General features: G+C 53.0%; 16 protein-coding genes and 5 tRNA genes. 7 read left to right on the top strand and 14 right to left on the bottom strand.

Features of this window, described 5'->3' with window-relative positions; genetic code table 11:
- Positions 1–74 precede the first annotated feature (74 nt).
- The 13 genes from HVZ52_RS05125 to mltB form a co-directional block, all read right to left on the bottom strand.
- On the bottom strand, positions 75–503 hold the full coding sequence (locus HVZ52_RS05125; RefSeq protein WP_003825961.1) for a YqaA family protein: 429 nt from the start codon (positions 501–503) through the stop codon (positions 75–77).
- Positions 500–1,066, bottom strand: coding sequence for a fructose-1-phosphate/6-phosphogluconate phosphatase (yqaB, locus tag HVZ52_RS05120; RefSeq protein WP_016157305.1), 567 nt, complete (start codon positions 1,064–1,066; stop codon positions 500–502). Before yqaB ends, HVZ52_RS05125 begins: the two co-directional genes overlap by 4 nt.
- 249 nt (positions 1,067–1,315) lie before the next feature.
- A tRNA-Arg gene (locus HVZ52_RS05115) sits at positions 1,316–1,392 on the bottom strand.
- A 192-nt stretch (positions 1,393–1,584) separates the two neighbouring features.
- Positions 1,585–1,661, bottom strand: a tRNA-Arg gene (locus tag HVZ52_RS05110).
- A 192-nt stretch (positions 1,662–1,853) separates the two neighbouring features.
- Positions 1,854–1,930 (bottom strand) — tRNA-Arg (locus HVZ52_RS05105).
- Between the two features lie 90 nt (positions 1,931–2,020).
- Positions 2,021–2,097 (bottom strand) — tRNA-Arg (locus tag HVZ52_RS05100).
- Between the two features lie 3 nt (positions 2,098–2,100).
- Positions 2,101–2,193: transfer RNA gene (locus HVZ52_RS05095), tRNA-Ser, on the bottom strand.
- Between the two features lie 336 nt (positions 2,194–2,529).
- Positions 2,530–2,715 carry a carbon storage regulator CsrA gene (csrA, locus tag HVZ52_RS05090; protein ID WP_000906486.1) on the bottom strand — a complete coding sequence of 62 codons (186 nt, stop codon included), beginning with the start codon at positions 2,713–2,715 and terminating at the stop codon, positions 2,530–2,532.
- Positions 2,716–2,953: 238 nt separating this feature from the next.
- Complete coding sequence (alaS, locus tag HVZ52_RS05085; RefSeq protein ID WP_047357857.1) at positions 2,954–5,581, bottom strand: alanine--tRNA ligase; 2,628 nt, start codon at positions 5,579–5,581, stop codon at positions 2,954–2,956.
- Between the two features lie 128 nt (positions 5,582–5,709).
- Positions 5,710–6,210: a recombination regulator RecX gene (gene recX / locus HVZ52_RS05080; RefSeq protein ID WP_016157307.1), complete on the bottom strand. Its 501-nt coding sequence runs from the start codon at positions 6,208–6,210 to the stop codon at positions 5,710–5,712.
- Positions 6,211–6,279: 69 nt separating this feature from the next.
- Positions 6,280–7,344: a recombinase RecA gene (recA, locus tag HVZ52_RS05075; RefSeq protein ID WP_016154166.1), complete on the bottom strand. Its 1,065-nt coding sequence runs from the start codon at positions 7,342–7,344 to the stop codon at positions 6,280–6,282.
- A gap of 92 nt (positions 7,345–7,436) precedes the next feature.
- Positions 7,437–7,934, bottom strand: a complete 498-nt coding sequence (pncC, locus tag HVZ52_RS05070; RefSeq protein WP_016154167.1) for a nicotinamide-nucleotide amidase — start codon at positions 7,932–7,934, stop codon at positions 7,437–7,439.
- 191 nt (positions 7,935–8,125) lie between these two features.
- A complete protein-coding gene (gene mltB / locus HVZ52_RS05065) occupies positions 8,126–9,205 on the bottom strand; it encodes a lytic murein transglycosylase B (RefSeq protein ID WP_032947148.1) in 1,080 nt (359 codons plus the stop codon).
- A gap of 264 nt (positions 9,206–9,469) precedes the next feature.
- Here mltB and srlA point away from each other — a divergent pair, with 264 nt between their 5' ends.
- From srlA to gutQ, 7 genes are all read left to right on the top strand, one after another.
- A complete protein-coding gene (gene srlA / locus HVZ52_RS05060; protein ID WP_016154169.1) occupies positions 9,470–10,033 on the top strand; it encodes a PTS glucitol/sorbitol transporter subunit IIC in 564 nt (187 codons plus the stop codon).
- Complete coding sequence (locus tag HVZ52_RS05055; protein WP_016154170.1) at positions 10,030–11,001, top strand: PTS glucitol/sorbitol transporter subunit IIB; 972 nt, start codon at positions 10,030–10,032, stop codon at positions 10,999–11,001. Before srlA ends, HVZ52_RS05055 begins: the two co-directional genes overlap by 4 nt.
- A gap of 13 nt (positions 11,002–11,014) precedes the next feature.
- The gene (gene srlB / locus HVZ52_RS05050; RefSeq protein WP_016157310.1) at positions 11,015–11,377 is read left to right on the top strand and encodes a PTS glucitol/sorbitol transporter subunit IIA; all 363 of its coding nucleotides are present in this window, start codon (positions 11,015–11,017) and stop codon (positions 11,375–11,377) included.
- 17 nt (positions 11,378–11,394) lie between these two features.
- Complete coding sequence (gene srlD, locus HVZ52_RS05045; protein WP_003037345.1) at positions 11,395–12,174, top strand: sorbitol-6-phosphate dehydrogenase; 780 nt, start codon at positions 11,395–11,397, stop codon at positions 12,172–12,174.
- Between the two features lie 97 nt (positions 12,175–12,271).
- Positions 12,272–12,631, top strand: coding sequence for a transcriptional regulator GutM (gutM, locus tag HVZ52_RS05040; protein ID WP_016154172.1), 360 nt, complete (start codon positions 12,272–12,274; stop codon positions 12,629–12,631).
- Between the two features lie 70 nt (positions 12,632–12,701).
- Positions 12,702–13,475 (top strand): DNA-binding transcriptional repressor, encoded by a 774-nt coding sequence (locus HVZ52_RS05035; protein WP_003037350.1) that lies wholly within the window; start codon positions 12,702–12,704, stop codon positions 13,473–13,475.
- Entirely contained in the window at positions 13,468–14,433 is a 966-nt protein-coding gene (gutQ, locus tag HVZ52_RS05030; RefSeq protein WP_016157311.1) for an arabinose-5-phosphate isomerase GutQ, read from the top strand. Before HVZ52_RS05035 ends, gutQ begins: the two co-directional genes overlap by 8 nt.
- On the opposite strand, the gene norR is transcribed toward gutQ, so the two are convergent.
- A complete protein-coding gene (norR, locus tag HVZ52_RS05025) occupies positions 14,430–15,947 on the bottom strand; it encodes a nitric oxide reductase transcriptional regulator NorR (protein ID WP_153646964.1) in 1,518 nt (505 codons plus the stop codon). The genes gutQ and norR overlap by 4 nt on opposite strands.
- Positions 15,948–16,068 lie beyond the last annotated feature (121 nt).

Here is a 16,068-nt window from a genome sequence, read left to right as displayed (position 1 = left end):
GACCTCCCGCCTGTCAAAATCGTTTTAATTAGCATAATGGTATTGGTTACCCTGAAGGCTATCTCACAACACAATTAGTGCCACCACATAATGCCTTGCGTCGTTACCGCTGCGACAACTACATAGCGCAGCGCCTTGCCAAGGCATAAGAAAAAAAGTACTGGACCCCACGAGATGCGCATCCATCCAGCTAACAGGCACAGTAAATCACCCACAACCGGCATCCAGCTTAATAATAGTGTGACAGCGCCATAGCGCCGCAGCCAGCCAGTGGCTTTTTCTTGCCAGCGCGATGTTTTACGCAATGGAAAGAAACGCCCAAGGATAACGTTAGTTAACCCTCCAAGGCTATTACCCATTGTTGCTGTTAAGACTAAGACCCAGGGATGACTTACCCCAGAGACCAGCAAAGCAACTAAAACAACTTCAGAATTGCCGGGTAATAGCGTAGCGCTGAGAAAACTGCTGGCAAACAGTGACAGGAGCGATAGTCCATCACTCACAATAACCGGACATCCACCGCGTCCATTCCTGCGGCATGCGCCGCCTGCAGTCCAAAATCGGCATCTTCAAATACGACACAGCGCGCCGGAGCAACACCCATACGTTCGGCACAGAGCAAAAACGTATCAGGAGCAGGTTTATGGTGTTGTACGTGATCGGCTGCGACTACAGCATCAAAATAGCGACGCAGCCCAAGGTGTGCGAGCAGAGCTTCCGCAATCGCGCTTTCACTCCCCGTACCTACCGACATAGGACGACGACCATGCCAGGCTTTCACGACGTCAACCAATGGCAAAGGCTGGACGCTATCCAGCAGCATGCTTCTCACCTTGTCGGTTTTTTCACGCGCCAATGCATGAGGGTCAAGATCGGCATGATTCAATTCAATTACCGACTGGGCAATACGCCACGTTGGGGAGCCATTGAGAGCGACCATGGCTTGTTCATCAAAACGTAATCCATAATGCCCCAATACCTCATGCCACGCCTTACGGTGCGTTGGCTCGGTATCCAGGATGGTGCCATCCATATCAAAAATCAAACCCGCATAACGTTCGTACATCGTCTTCTCACAAGCCGAATGACCAGACGTTATTTTATCGTAATTGATTGATTTTGTCGCTGACAGCGAATTAAGGGGTGTTCCGGGAGTATGTGGAAATGATTCAAAGGAGAGAAGATGGTGCATCCGGGAGGATTACTCGGCTGCGCCTCGCCCTGGGGCCGTTGCTGAAGCAACGTTATCCTCCCTGGTGCTCACGATTATCTCGCAGACCATGAAACAACAGTGTTGCTGTTATCTCGGAGAAGATGGTGCATCCGGGAGGATTCGAACCTCCGACCGCTCGGTTCGTAGCCGAGTACTCTATCCAGCTGAGCTACGGATGCATCAGGGAAACTTGCTTTACTGCAGACTTGATGTCGCTGCTAAAGCGCTATCAAGTAAGATGGTGCATCCGGGAGGATTACTCGGCTGCGCCTCGCCCTGCGGGCCGTTGCTGAAGTAACGTTATCCTCCCTGGTGCTCGCGATTATCTCGCAGACCATGAAACAACAGTTTTGCTGTTATCTCGGAGAAGATGGTGCATCCGGGAGGATTCGAACCTCCGACCGCTCGGTTCGTAGCCGAGTACTCTATCCAGCTGAGCTACGGATGCATCGGGAAACTTGCTTTACTGCCGATATTGATATCGTAATGAGCGATATCAAGTAAGAGATGGTGCATCCGGGAGGATTACTCGGCTGCGCCTCGCCCTGTGGGCCGTTGCTGAAGCAACGTTATCCTCCCTAGTGCTCGCGATTATCTCGCAGACCATGAAACAACAGTTTTGCTGTTATCTCGGAGAAGATGGTGCATCCGGGAGGATTCGAACCTCCGACCGCTCGGTTCGTAGCCGAGTACTCTATCCAGCTGAGCTACGGATGCATCAGGGAACTTACTTACTGCAGATTTGATATCACTGCTAAAGTGATATCGATTTTCTGTAACAACGCTAATGCGCTATTGCAGAGAAGATGGTGCATCCGGGAGGATTCGAACCTCCGACCGCTCGGTTCGTAGCCGAGTACTCTATCCAGCTGAGCTACGGATGCAAATGGCGGTGAGGCGGGGATTCGAACCCCGGATGCAGCTTTTGACCGCATACTCCCTTAGCAGGGGAGCGCCTTCAGCCTCTCGGCCACCTCACCAACACGCCTCTTGCGAGTGCTTCGAAGAACTTGTTTCTGCTCATCGTCGCTGCGTGGCGCACATATTACTTTCTGGGACTTATAAGTCAAACAATTTTTCCAGCGCTTTTATCGTTTGCACATTTCACGCGCAATTAGTCTGCAAAAACGGCAAAAAGAGTGTTTTATCAACAGATAAATTGGCAATTTCCTGAGGCAATGAACAAACGGAAAAATCGCAGGGAAAGGCAATACGCGGATGAGAATCGAAAAAATGAGGAAGACGAAGAAGAAAAGAGAAGAAAAGGGATAATTCAATCAGGTTGCGCCTCACCAGAAAGGTGAGACGCGAAAACCTTAGTAACTGGACTGCTGGGATTTTTCAGCCTGGATACGCTGGTAGATCTCTTCACGATGGACAGAAACTTCTTTCGGGGCGTTTACGCCAATGCGCACCTGGTTGCCCTTCACCCCTAAAACTGTCACGGTGACCTCATCGCCTATCATGAGGGTCTCACCAACTCGACGAGTCAGAATCAGCATTCTTTGCTCCTTGAAAGATTAAAAGAGTCGGGTCTCTCTGTATCCCGGCATTATCCATCATATAACGCCAAAAAGTAAGCGATGACAAACACCTAAGTGTAAGCAGTCACGGCATCACATTCTGTTAAACCTAAGTTTAGCCGATATACACAACTTCAACCTGACTTTATCGTTGTCGATAGCGTTGATACAAACGCTGCGGATTGAAGTCCGCAGCGTCGACTTACGCTTATAATTATTACAGTTTTGCGCTGACCCAGCCTTTCACACTGGCTAACGCTGCTGGCAGAGCCGCAGCATCCGTACCACCGGCTTGCGCCATGTCCGGACGACCACCACCCTTACCGCCTACCTGCTGAGCGACCATTCCAACCAGCTCCCCTGCTTTCACGCGATCTGTCACGTCCTTAGACACACCCGCAATCAGAGAAACCTTACCTTCCACTACCGTTGCCAGAACGATAACGGTAGACCCCAGTTGATTTTTCAGATCATCAACCATGGTACGCAACATTTTCGGCTCAACGTCCGCGAGTTCGCTGACCAGCAGCTTCACGCCATTGATATCAACCGCTTTGCTGGAGAGATTTGCACTCTCCTGCGCCGCAGCCTGTTCCTTCAATTGCTGCAATTCTTTTTCGAGTTGACGCGTACGCTCCAGCACGGAACGAACTTTGTCACCAATATTCTGGCTATCGCCTTTCAGCAGTTGCGCAATATCGCTTAAGCGATCGCTCTCAGCATGCACGGTTTGGATAGCGCCTTCACCGGTCACAGCTTCGATACGACGAACGCCCGCCGCAGTGCCTGACTCAGACACAATACGGAACAGACCGATATCACCCGTACGGCTGGCATGAGTACCACCACACAGTTCGGTAGAGAAATCACCCATGCTCAGAACACGCACGTGGTCGTCATATTTCTCGCCAAACAGCGCCATTGCGCCTTTGGCTTTCGCCGCTTCGAGATCCATGATGTTCGTTTCAATCGGCAGATTGCGACGAATTTGCGCATTCACCAGATCTTCAACGGCACGGATTTCAGCAGGCTTCATAGCTTCAGTATGAGAGAAGTCGAAGCGCAGCACTTTATCGTTAACCAACGAGCCTTTCTGTGCCACATGCGTGCCCAGTACCTGGCGCAGCGCCGCGTGCATCAGGTGCGTTGCGGAGTGGTTCAAGCGAATGCGCGCACGACGAGTGTCATCAACATCAGCCTGTACTGCATCGCCAATTTTCAGAGAACCCGCAGACAGCTTACCGATGTGACCAATGGCCTGGCCATATTTCTGCGTGTCGCTCACGGCAAACGCGAAGCCTGCGCCTTTCAGTTCACCCTTGTCGCCAACCTGACCACCAGATTCCGCATAGAACGGAGTCTGATCCAGTACGACAACTGCGTCCTGACCTGCGTTAATTGCGTCTACCGCTTTACCATCAACAAACAGCGCGGTCACTTTGCCATTCAGTTCCAGGTGTTCGTAGCCTTTAAATTCAGAGGCGCCATCAACACGAATCATCGCATTGTAGTCTGCGCCAAAGCCGCTGGCTTCACGCGCGCGACGGCGCTGTTCTTCCATTGCAGCTTCAAAGCCCGCTTCGTCAACCTTAATGTTGCGCTCGCGGCAAACGTCCGCCGTCAGGTCAACCGGGAAACCGTAGGTATCATACAGACGGAATGCGGTTTCACCATCCAGTGTATCGCCGGACAGTTTTGCCAGTTCTTCATCCAGCAGCGCCAGACCACGCTCCAGTGTACGCGCAAACTGCTCTTCTTCGGTTTTCAGAACCTGCTCAACCATAGCCTGCTGACGCTTCAGTTCTTCACCTGCGGAGCCCATGACGTCCACCAGCGGACCAACCAGCTTGTAGAAGAAGGTATCCTTCGCGCCCAGCATGTTGCCATGACGTACCGCGCGACGAATGATACGACGCAGCACATAACCACGGTTTTCATTCGACGGGACAACGCCATCGGCAATCAGGAATGCACAGGAGCGGATATGGTCAGCGATAACGCGCAGCGACTTGTTGCTCAGATCGGTCGCGCCGGTGACTTTCGCCACGGACTCAATCAGTGAACGGAACAGGTCGATTTCATAGTTGGAGTTAACGTGTTGCAGCACGGCCGCAATACGCTCAAGGCCCATACCGGTATCCACGGACGGCTTCGGCAGCGGTTCCATGGTGCCGTCAGCCTGACGGTTGAACTGCATGAAGACGATGTTCCAGATCTCAATGTAGCGATCGCCATCTTCTTCTGCGCTTCCCGGAGGGCCACCCCAAATGTGGTCGCCATGGTCGTAGAAAATTTCGGTGCACGGACCGCAAGGGCCGGTATCACCCATCTGCCAGAAGTTGTCGGAAGCATAAGCCGCGCCTTTGTTATCACCGATACGGATGATACGTTCGCGCGGAATGCCGACTTCTTTTTCCCAGATTTCATAGGCTTCATCGTCAGTTTCATAGACGGTGACCCACAGACGCTCTTTTGGCAGGGCAAACCAGTTTTCACCGGTCAGCAGTTCCCATGCGTATTGAATAGCATCATGTTTGAAATAATCGCCGAAGCTGAAGTTGCCCAGCATTTCGAAGAAAGTATGGTGACGTGCAGTGTAACCGACGTTTTCCAGGTCGTTGTGCTTACCGCCCGCACGTACGCAACGCTGCGAGGTGGTTGCGCGGGAATAATTACGCTTGTCGAGGCCAAGGAACACATCCTTGAACTGGTTCATCCCGGCGTTGGTAAACAACAAAGTAGGGTCATTGTTCGGTACCAGGGAGCTGCTGGCAACTACCTGATGTCCTTTACTATGGAAAAAATCGAGAAACGCCTGACGGATCTCAGCGGTGCTCTTGCTCATAATTATCCTGAAGAAATCAAGCTAACGAAATGTCATTACCAGCATCGGCACGTAAACTGCGCCTCTGGCAATCGAAAAGTGGGAATAAGATAAGTTTTCTTTACTGGGAAGTAAAATCCCGTATGCGCTCAATCGTCAAAATTTCGCCATATTGCCTGAATATCTTCCATCAGATAGCCACGGTAGAGCAAAAAGCGCTGGACCTTTACCTTATCTGAAAAATCTACAGGTAAAGGTTCTCCGTATTTACGAATGGCCTGCGCGCGCGCAAGCCCTGCCCAGTCAATTTCGCACTCGCGCATGGCTCGTTCAACGGCTTCACGCGAAATCCCTTTTTGGTTTAATTCCTGACGCACGCGCGCGGGTCCATAACCTTTACGGCTACGGCTGGAGATAAACTGCTGAACGAAGCGGTCATCATCCAGATAACGACTTTCAATACACCAGGCGATAACCTTGTCGTAATCCTCCGGCGTTGCATCAATGTCTTCCGGTCCATTTTTTCCCATCACCGGAGCGGCCAGCTTACGCCGCAGTTCCTGCTCGCTGTGATCGCGCATCGCCAGTATACGTACAGCGCGGTCAAGAAGTCGGGAATAAGCGGAGCGGCGGGAAGTTGCTTCTGTCATAGTGAGCCTTCAGAAATGGAAAAGGGCTGCATCGTATGCAGCCCTTCTATGTGCGATAACGTCAGATTATCAGAAATCTTCGTTCGTTTCTTTTACATCTTCACCGCTGTCATCAACAGAGAAGTCTGGTTTTGAATCCGGGTTATTGAGCAGTAACTCGCGTACTTTCTTCTCAATTTCCTTCGCAGTTGCCGGGTTTTCCTTCAGCCAGTTAGTGGCATTCGCTTTACCCTGACCAATTTTCTCACCGTTGTAGCTGTACCATGCACCGGCTTTTTCAATCAGCTTCTCTTTCACGCCCAAATCGACCAGTTCGCCGTAGAAGTTGATACCTTCACCGTAAAGAATCTGGAATTCAGCCTGTTTGAACGGCGCTGCAATTTTGTTTTTCACGACCTTAACACGGGTTTCGCTACCAACCACGTTGTCGCCTTCTTTCACCGCGCCAATACGACGGATATCCAGGCGAACAGAAGCATAGAATTTCAGGGCGTTACCACCGGTGGTGGTTTCCGGGTTACCGAACATAACGCCAATCTTCATACGGATCTGGTTGATGAAAATCAGTAGCGTGTTGGACTGCTTCAGGTTACCGGCCAGCTTACGCATGGCCTGGCTCATCATACGTGCCGCAAGGCCCATGTGAGAGTCACCAATCTCGCCTTCGATTTCTGCCTTCGGCGTCAATGCGGCAACGGAGTCGACAACGATAACGTCAACCGCACCGGAGCGCGCCAGCGCATCACAGATTTCCAGCGCTTGTTCACCGGTATCAGGCTGAGAGCACAGCAGGTTGTCGATATCAACGCCAAGCTTGCGCGCATAGACGGGATCCAGCGCGTGTTCAGCATCGATGAACGCACAGGTTTTACCTTCGCGCTGTGCGGCAGCAATAACCTGCAGGGTCAGCGTCGTTTTACCGGAAGATTCAGGCCCGTAGATTTCAACGATACGGCCCATTGGCAAACCGCCCGCGCCCAATGCGATATCCAGAGAAAGCGAACCAGTGGAGATGGTTTCCACATCCATGGAACGGTCTTCACCCAGGCGCATGATGGAGCCTTTACCGAATTGCTTTTCGATCTGACCCAGCGCTGCCGCCAACGCTTTCTGTTTGTTTTCGTCGATAGCCATTAATTACTCCTGTCATGCCGCTTTCGGGTTAAACCGCGAAACGTGATAGATAATGTTCTGTTGGGGCAATTATACTGTATGCTCATACAGTATCAAGTATTTTGTAGAAATTGTTGCCACAGGGTTTGTAACGCGTAGGCGGTCGCCTGTCGACGTACCGCATCGCGATCGCCGCTGAAGCATTCCCGGCGAGTAATCCCCTCGCCGCTCGCGCTGGCAAAAGCGAACCATACCGTCCCCACGGGCTTTTCTTCACTGCCGCCATCTGGCCCCGCAATACCGCTAATCGAAACAGCGAAATGCGCGCGGGCCGCTTTTAGCGCGCCAATCGCCATCTCCACCACCACAGGTTCGCTCACCGCCCCATGCTGGACCAGCGTCTCTTCGCGCACGCCAATCATCTGCGCTTTGGCTTCATTGCTGTAGGTCACAAACCCGCGTTCAAACCAGGCGGAGCTGCCGGCAATATCCGTAATTGCTTTAGCTACCCAGCCGCCGGTGCAGGATTCCGCCGTCGTCACGGTTGCCCCGCGCGCTTTCAACGCCAGGCCAACCTGCTCGCTTAACTGCATCAGTTCACTGTCGGTCATTTCAGCCTCTGTCAGTTAAAAAAATATGCCGGACAAGATAGCACTTTCATAACCAAGATGGGGATGAGGAGACAATTTTACGAGGGGCATTCAGAAAATAGATAAACCGCATTCAAAAGAGTACCGGATAACGCACCAGGATAGCCTATTCGGTCTACAAGGAATTGCCCCTGTAGACCGATAACAAATGATTACTGCACGCGCGCCAGCGCGACCGCCTGACCCAATTGCCACACGGCCATTGCATAGTGGGTACTGTGGTTGTAGCGGGTGATGGTGTAGAAGTTCGGCAGTCCATACCAATACTGATAACCGGTACCGATATCCAGTCGCAGCAGGCTGGCCTGCTGATGATTTCCCAACGACTGCTGCGGCGTCAGGCCCGCGGCAGCAAGTTGAGAAATGCTGTACTGGGTTTTAAAGCCGTTCGCCAGCCCAGGCGCCTGGCCATTCGCCGGAACCGCGACCGTATCGCCTTTTACCCAGCCGTGGCCTTTGAAATAGTTCGCCACGCTACCGATAGCATCAACCGGATCCCACAGGTTAATGTGACCATCGCCATTGAAATCAACGGCATATTGTTTATAGGAAGATGGCATAAATTGGCCGTAGCCCATCGCCCCTGCGAAAGAACCTTTCAAATCGAGCGGATCGTCGCTTTCATCTCGCGCCATCAGCAGGAAGGTTTCCAGTTCACCAGAGAAATATTCCGCACGACGAGGATAGTTAAACGACAACGTCGCTAACGCATCCAGAATCCGCGTTTTACCCATCACGCGGCCCCAGCGAGTCTCTACGCCAATAATGCCAACGATAATTTCCGGCGGTACGCCGTAGACCTGCCATGCACGGTTCAGCGCATCTTCATATTGGTTCCAGAAGGCCACACCGTTTTGTACGTTATCCGGAGTGATGAACTGTTTACGATACCGCAGCCATGCACCGTTAGGTCCGGCTGGCGGTTGAGTCGTCGGCGCCTGGCGGTCCATCAAACGCAATACCGAGTCCAGACGCTTGGCCTGCGACAGGATCTCCTGCAACTGCTGGCGGTCAAAGCCGTGCTTATTCACCATTTTCTCGATGAACTGCTGCGCGTTCGGATTATTGGCAAAATCGCCGCCCGTTTGCATGACATTGTGCTGTGGCTCAAGCAGGAAGCCGCCGGATGGCGTACCCGTAGTCGTTTGAGTCTCTGAAGGTTTAGGTTTGCTGCTACAAGCAGCAAGCAATACGAAAAGGGGAAGTAACGCTACATAACGACGCTTGAACATGAGACATCCATTAAACAAATTCAGCCTGGGAGAAGTATGGTAAAGCATCCTCCGCCACACAAGGAAGCAGTAGTCGCTCTCCTTCACAGAATTTCCCCCCTCTTGCACTCCTGACCGGCACATTTGCGCGTTCTCACGCATAATCTTTCAAATTAAAATATTTATCTTTCATTTTGCGATCAAAATAACACTTTTAAATCTTTCGATCTGATTAAAATTAGTTACCGTTTGGCAAGATAACTAAAACCCCTACAGGAGAGAATAATGATCGACACCATCACACTCGGTGCTGAGTGGTTTATCGGATTGTTCCAGAAAGGCGGAGAGGTGTTTACCGGCATGGTGACCGGTATTCTGCCTCTGCTGATCAGTCTGCTGGTCATCATGAATGCGCTGATTAACTTTATCGGTCAGCAACGTATTGAACGTTTTGCCCAGCGCTGCGCCGGAAACCCGCTGTCCCGCTATCTACTGCTGCCGTGCATCGGCACATTTGTGTTTTGTAATCCTATGACTCTGAGCCTGGGCCGCTTTATGCCGGAAAAGTTCAAGCCCAGCTACTACGCAGCCGCCTCTTACAGCTGCCATTCAATGAACGGCTTATTTCCCCACATCAACCCCGGTGAGCTGTTCGTCTATCTGGGGATCGCCAGCGGACTGACCACGCTGGGTCTTCCGCTCGGCCCGCTGGCGGTGAGCTATTTGCTGGTCGGCCTGGTGACCAACTTCTTCCGCGGCTGGGTGACCGATTTCACCACCACCATCTTTGAGAAAAAAATGGGCATTCAACTTGAGCAGAAAGTACATCTGGCGGGAGCAGCATCATGACGCGTATTCGTATTGAAAAAGGCACCGGCGGCTGGGGCGGCCCGCTTGAACTGGATGCCGTGCCAGGCAAGAAAATTGTCTATATCACCGCCGGGACTCGCCCCGCAATAGTCGACAGGATAGCCAGCCTGACAGGTTGGCAGGCCGTTGATGGCTTCAAAGAAGGCGAGCCGCCAGAGAACGAAATTGGCGTGGCGATCATCGACTGCGGCGGCACGCTACGCTGCGGGATCTATCCAAAACGCCGTATACCAACAGTGAATATTCACGCGACGGGTAAATCCGGTCCGCTGGCCCAATATATTATCGAAGATATCTATGTCTCTGGCGTGAAAGAAGAAAACATTACCGTTATCGGTGAAGCATCCGCTGCGCCAACGCCAGCAAACAGCACGATGGGTCGCGAGTACGACACAAGCAAGAAAATTACCGAACAAAGCGACGGTCTGTTGGCAAAAGTCGGCATGGGAATGGGTTCAGCCGTTGCGGTTCTGTTTCAGGCCGGGCGAGACACTATCGATACCGTCCTGAAAACCATTCTGCCGTTTATGGCGTTCGTCTCGGCGCTGATCGGCATCATTATGGCGTCTGGCCTGGGGGACTGGATTGCCCATGGACTCGCACCGCTGGCCAGCCATCCGCTGGGGCTGGTAACCCTGGCGCTGATCTGCTCTTTCCCGCTGCTGTCCCCTTTCCTCGGCCCTGGTGCGGTCATCGCCCAGGTTATCGGCGTCCTGATCGGCGTACAGATTGGTTTGGGGAACATTCCTCCGCATCTGGCGCTACCTGCCCTGTTCGCCATTAACGCCCAAGCGGCATGCGACTTTATTCCAGTCGGATTGTCGCTAGCCGAAGCGCGCCAGGACACGGTCCGCGTCGGTGTGCCATCCGTACTGGTGAGTCGTTTTCTGACCGGCGCACCGACCGTTCTCATCGCCTGGTTTGTTTCCGGCTTTATTTACCAATAAGAGGCTCTCAAAAATGACCGTGATTTATGAAACCACCATCACCCGCATCGGCCAGAGCGCCCCGGATGCACTCTGCGACCAGATGCTAATTACTTTTCGTGAAGGCGCGCCTGCGGATATCGAAGAATTTTGCTTCATCCATTGCCATGGGGAGCTGAACGGCTCTTTGCAGGCAGGGATCCAATTTGAGCTAGGCCAGCATCACTACCCGGTCACAGCCGTTGGCAGCGTGGCGGAACAAAACTTACGTGAACTGGGGCATATCACTCTGCGTTTTGACGGACTGAGTGAAGCGGAATTTCCCGGCACCGTACACGTTGCGGGCCCCGTACCGGACGGTATCGCACCGGGCTGTATTTTGAAGTTTATTGCTTAAGATTGAAGGAGATAAAGATGAATCAGGTTGCCGTTGTCATTGGTGGAGGCCAGACCCTGGGGGCATTCCTTTGCCGTGGGCTTGCGACAGAAGGGTACCGCGTCGCGGTGGTGGATATCCAAAGCGATAAAGCCGCCAACGTCGCGCAGGAAATTAACGCCGAGTTTGGCGAAGGCACCGCCTACGGTTTTGGCGCTGATGCCACCAGCGAACAAAGTGTGCTGGCGCTGTCGCGCGGAGTGGATGAAATATTTGGCCGCGTCGATCTGCTGGTTTACAGCGCGGGTATCGCAAAAGCCGCGTTTATCAGCGACTTTCAGCTTGGGGATTTCGACCGCTCGTTGCAGGTGAATCTGGTCGGCTACTTTCTCTGCGCACGTGAATTTTCACGCCTGATGATCCGCGATGGCGTCCAGGGACGCATTATCCAGATCAACTCCAAATCAGGGAAAGTGGGCAGTAAACACAACTCAGGCTATAGCGCGGCAAAATTTGGCGGCGTAGGTTTAACCCAGTCGCTGGCGCTGGATCTGGCAGAGTACGGGATCACCGTGCATTCACTGATGCTCGGCAATCTGCTGAAATCACCGATGTTTCAGTCATTATTACCGCAATATGCGACCAAGCTTGGCCTTAAGCCAGACGAAGTCGAGCAGTACTACATTGATAAGGTTCCGCTTAAGCGCGGCTGCGATTATCAGGACGTGCTGAACATGCTGCTGTTTTACGCCAGCCCGAAAGCCTCTTACTGCACCGGTCAGTCCATTAACGTGACCGGTGGTCAGGTGATGTTCTAAGAAACATGATTGCCCGGTGGCGCTGCGCTTACCGGGCCTACACACACCTGGTCGGATAAGGCACAGCCGCCATCCGGCAAAATCAAAGGAGCACATTATGGTTTCCGCACTGATTACCGTCGCCGCTATCGCCTGGTGCCTGCAACTGGCGCTCGGTGGCTGGCAAATATCCCGCTTTAACCGGGCGTTTGATCAACTCTGCCAGCGGGGTCGGGTTGGCGTAGGTCGTTCCGGTGGACGGTTTAAACCCCGCGTGGTGGTCGCCATCGCGCTGGATGAGCAGCAGCGGGTTACCGATTCGTTATTTATGAAAGGTCTTACTGTATTTGCCAGGCCCGGTAAAATTGCCACGATAATGGGCAAACATCTTGATGATTTACAGCCTGATGTGATCTTTCCCCATGATCCGTTAGCGCAGAATGCACTATCATTGGCGCTTAAACTGAAACATGGGTAATTTCGTTGTGAATGCTAATAGCTTGCGAAATTATCATTTTGCAACCTAATAAGTCAGGGTAATCACGCCTATGAAACCTCGTCAGCGACAGGCAGCCATATTGGAGCATCTGCAAAAGCAGGGAAAATGCTCGGTTGAAGAACTGGCCCACTACTTTGACACAACCGGCACGACCATTCGCAAAGACCTGGTCATTCTGGAGAATGCCGGAACCGTCATTCGTACCTATGGCGGCGTGGTATTAAATAAAGACGAATCCGACCCGCCAATCGATCACAAAACGCTAATCAATACGCATAAAAAAGAGCAGATTGCCGAAGCCGCCGTCCGTTTTATTCACGATGGCGACTCGATTATTCTGGATGCGGGCAGCACCGTATTGCAGATGGTGCCGATGCTCACCCGCTTTAGCAACATCACCGTCATGACCAACAGTCTGCACATTGTTAACGCCCTTTCAGAGCTGGACAACGAGCAAACTATCCTGATGCCCGGCGGGACCTTTCGCAAAAAATCTGCGTCATTTCACGGTCAGCTGGCAGAAAACGCCTTTGAGCAGTTCAGCTTTGATAAACTCTTCATGGGCACCGACGGCATTGACCTCAATGCCGGCGTGACCACCTTTAATGAGGTGTTTAGCGTCAGTAAAGCGATGTGCAATGCCGCTCGCGAAGTGATTCTGATGGCTGACTCGTCAAAATTTGGGCGCAAAAGCCCCAATGTTGTGTGCAGTCTGGAAAGCGTCGACAAGCTGATTACCGATGCGGGTATCGACCCAGCGTTTCGTCAGGCGCTGGAAGCAAAAGGGATTGAAGTGATCATAACCGGAGAAACCAATGAGTGATGCACTACTGAACGCGGGCCGTCAGACGTTAATGCTGGAGCTACAGGAAGCCAGCCGACTGCCTGAACGACTGGGCGATGATTTTGTCCGCGCCGCCAATACTATCATCCACTGCGAAGGCAAAGTGATTGTCTCCGGGATTGGCAAATCAGGCCATATTGGCAAAAAAATAGCCGCGACCCTCGCCAGTACCGGCACGCCCGCCTTTTTTGTGCATCCGGCTGAAGCGCTGCACGGCGACTTAGGGATGATTGAAAGCCGTGATGTCATGCTGTTTATTTCCTACTCCGGCGGCGCAAAAGAACTGGATCTCATCATTCCGCGCCTGGAAGACAAGTCCGTCGCTCTGCTGGCAATGACCGGAAAACCGACCTCACCGCTGGGTCTGGCAGCCAAAGCCGTGCTGGATATTTCCGTTGAGCGCGAAGCCTGTCCGATGCGCCTGGCACCGACTTCCAGTACCGTGAACACTCTGATGATGGGCGACGCGTTGGCAATCGCCGTGATGCAGGCGCGCGGCTTTAACGAAGAAGATTTTGCCCGCTCGCATCCGGCGGGTGCGCTGGGCGCTCGTCTGTTAAATAAAGTGCATCATCTGATGCGCCGTGACGATGCCATTCCGCAGGTGACGCTCACCACCAGCGTCATGGACGCGATGCTGGAACTAAGCCGTACGGGTCTTGGCCTGGTGGCAGTCTGCGACGACGAGTCGCTGGTGAAAGGCGTCTTTACCGACGGTGACCTGCGCCGCTGGCTGGTTGGCGGCGGAGCGCTCACCACTCAGGTTAGCGAAGCAATGACCCATAATGGCATTACGCTGCAGGCGCAGAGCCGCGCCATTGACGCCAAAGAGATCCTGATGAAGCGCAAAATCACTGCCGCACCGGTGGTTGATGAAAACGGTAAACTCACCGGTGCTATCAACCTGCAGGATTTCTATCAGGCAGGTATTATCTAATCCTTCAGCCCCAGACGTTTCGCCAGCCGGTGCAGGTTGGCGACGTCTGTTTCCAGCGCCCGCGCACTTGCCGCCCAACTGTGATTATTTTGCGCCAACGCCCGGCGGATCATCTCCCGCTGGAATGACTCCGTTGCCTCACGCAGGTTGCGATGCTGCGGGATCTCCGCAACAACCTCCGCCTGGGGAGCCGGGTTTTCATCCTGCAGGGCAAAATGCTGCGCCTCAAGCACCACTTCATCCCCTGCCCTGGTGGCCCTTGCCAGAACAACCGCCCGGTGAATAGCATGTTCCAGCTCGCGCACGTTCCCGGGCCAGCCATAATTCAACAGATGGCTACGTGCGCCGGGACTTAACACCACGCGGGAAAGTCCCAGCCGCAGCCGACATTGTTCGCAAAAATAACCGGCCAGCAGCACCACATCTTCGCCGCGTTCACGAAGGGGCGGTACGGAAAGGGGAAAGACGCTCAGACGGTGGAACAAATCCGCACGGAAATTCCCGGCCAGCACCTCTTCCCGTAAATCACGGTTCGTTGCCGCCAGCACCCGAACATCCACGCGCAGGCTGCGATCGTCACCCACACGCTGAATATCGCCGTACTGCAACACACGTAGCAACTTAGCCTGTAACGCCAGCGAGAGTTCGCCAATCTCATCGAGAAACAGCGTCCCATTGTCAGCCATTTCAAACTTACCGCTACGATTGCTGATAGCCCCGGTAAAGGCGCCTTTTACGTGACCAAACAGCTCACTTTCCGCTACGGTTTCCGGCAACGCCGCGCAGTTCAGATACACCAGCGGATTCACCGCGCGCGGCGAACCTTCATGGATAGCCTTAGCTACCAGCTCCTTCCCGGTCCCCGTTTCGCCGCTAATCAGTACGTTGAGATCGGATCCCGCCACAATCTCAATCTCTTTTTTCAACTGCAGCATATTGGGCGACAGGCCAATCATTTGGGTTTCAGTCACCTGCTCGAAGGCCGTCGACGGGCCCGGCAACATATTCTGGCTTTCCAGTTGTTCAATCAGCAGCGCATTGCTCAGCGCGCCCGCCGCCAGCGCGGCAATCAGCCTAAGTTCTTCATCGCTGAAAACATCGAATTGATCGGGCTCCATGCAATCCAGCGTTAACGCGCCAATCAGATTTTGACCGGCGAACAGCGGTAAGCCAATGCAGGCGTGTACCTTCAGGCTCTCCTGGCCCGGAATCAGCCCATCGTAAGGGTCTGGCAAATCGCTGTCGGCAGGGAAACGAACCACGTCCCCGGCGCGGGCAATCGCCTCCAGACGAGGATGCCCTTCCAGGGTAAAGCGCCTGCCGAGAACGTCCTGCGCCAGCCCATCGATCGCCAGCGGAATAAACTGTCGCGACTCATAGCGCAGCAATGCCGACGCGTCGCACTCCAGCACCTGACGCAAGGTGGTTATCAGGCGTTGAAAACGGTCCTGATGTCCAATACCGCTTTGTAATTCAATGGCGATACCCGCCAGCACGTCTACGGAAAAACTCATGACGACCTCATTGTCATTTTGACAATTCATATTGTCATATTGACAATAAAATGAATAGTCATTTTGACTACCACCTTATAGGCATTAAAAAACAACCCCTTTAAAATCAATAAATAAAAAG

The sequence above is a fragment of the Citrobacter sp. RHB36-C18 genome, assembly GCF_013814485.1.
Lineage (GTDB): Bacteria > Pseudomonadota > Gammaproteobacteria > Enterobacterales > Enterobacteriaceae > Citrobacter > Citrobacter braakii.
The sequence above is the reverse complement of the archived record's forward strand: the minus strand, read 5'-3'. Positions and strand labels throughout refer to the sequence as shown.

Excerpts from the sequence above, each read along its gene's own strand:
- yqaB (WP_016157305.1), bottom strand. The coding sequence starts at position 1,066 with ATGTACGAACGTTATGCGGGTTTGATTTTTGATATGGATGGCACCATC.
- csrA (WP_000906486.1), bottom strand. The coding sequence starts at position 2,715 with ATGCTGATTCTGACTCGTCGAGTTGGTGAGACCCTCATGATAGGCGAT.
- alaS (WP_047357857.1), bottom strand. The coding sequence starts at position 5,581 with ATGAGCAAGAGCACCGCTGAGATCCGTCAGGCGTTTCTCGATTTTTTC.
- recX (WP_016157307.1), bottom strand. The coding sequence starts at position 6,210 with ATGACAGAAGCAACTTCCCGCCGCTCCGCTTATTCCCGACTTCTTGAC.
- recA (WP_016154166.1), bottom strand. The coding sequence starts at position 7,344 with ATGGCTATCGACGAAAACAAACAGAAAGCGTTGGCGGCAGCGCTGGGT.
- pncC (WP_016154167.1), bottom strand. The coding sequence starts at position 7,934 with ATGACCGACAGTGAACTGATGCAGTTAAGCGAGCAGGTTGGCCTGGCG.
- mltB (WP_032947148.1), bottom strand. The coding sequence starts at position 9,205 with ATGTTCAAGCGTCGTTATGTAGCGTTACTTCCCCTTTTCGTATTGCTT.
- srlA (WP_016154169.1), top strand. The coding sequence starts at position 9,470 with ATGATCGACACCATCACACTCGGTGCTGAGTGGTTTATCGGATTGTTC.
- HVZ52_RS05055 (WP_016154170.1), top strand. The coding sequence starts at position 10,030 with ATGACGCGTATTCGTATTGAAAAAGGCACCGGCGGCTGGGGCGGCCCG.
- srlB (WP_016157310.1), top strand. The coding sequence starts at position 11,015 with ATGACCGTGATTTATGAAACCACCATCACCCGCATCGGCCAGAGCGCC.
- srlD (WP_003037345.1), top strand. The coding sequence starts at position 11,395 with ATGAATCAGGTTGCCGTTGTCATTGGTGGAGGCCAGACCCTGGGGGCA.
- gutM (WP_016154172.1), top strand. The coding sequence starts at position 12,272 with ATGGTTTCCGCACTGATTACCGTCGCCGCTATCGCCTGGTGCCTGCAA.
- HVZ52_RS05035 (WP_003037350.1), top strand. The coding sequence starts at position 12,702 with ATGAAACCTCGTCAGCGACAGGCAGCCATATTGGAGCATCTGCAAAAG.
- gutQ (WP_016157311.1), top strand. The coding sequence starts at position 13,468 with ATGAGTGATGCACTACTGAACGCGGGCCGTCAGACGTTAATGCTGGAG.
- norR (WP_153646964.1), bottom strand. The coding sequence starts at position 15,947 with ATGAGTTTTTCCGTAGACGTGCTGGCGGGTATCGCCATTGAATTACAA.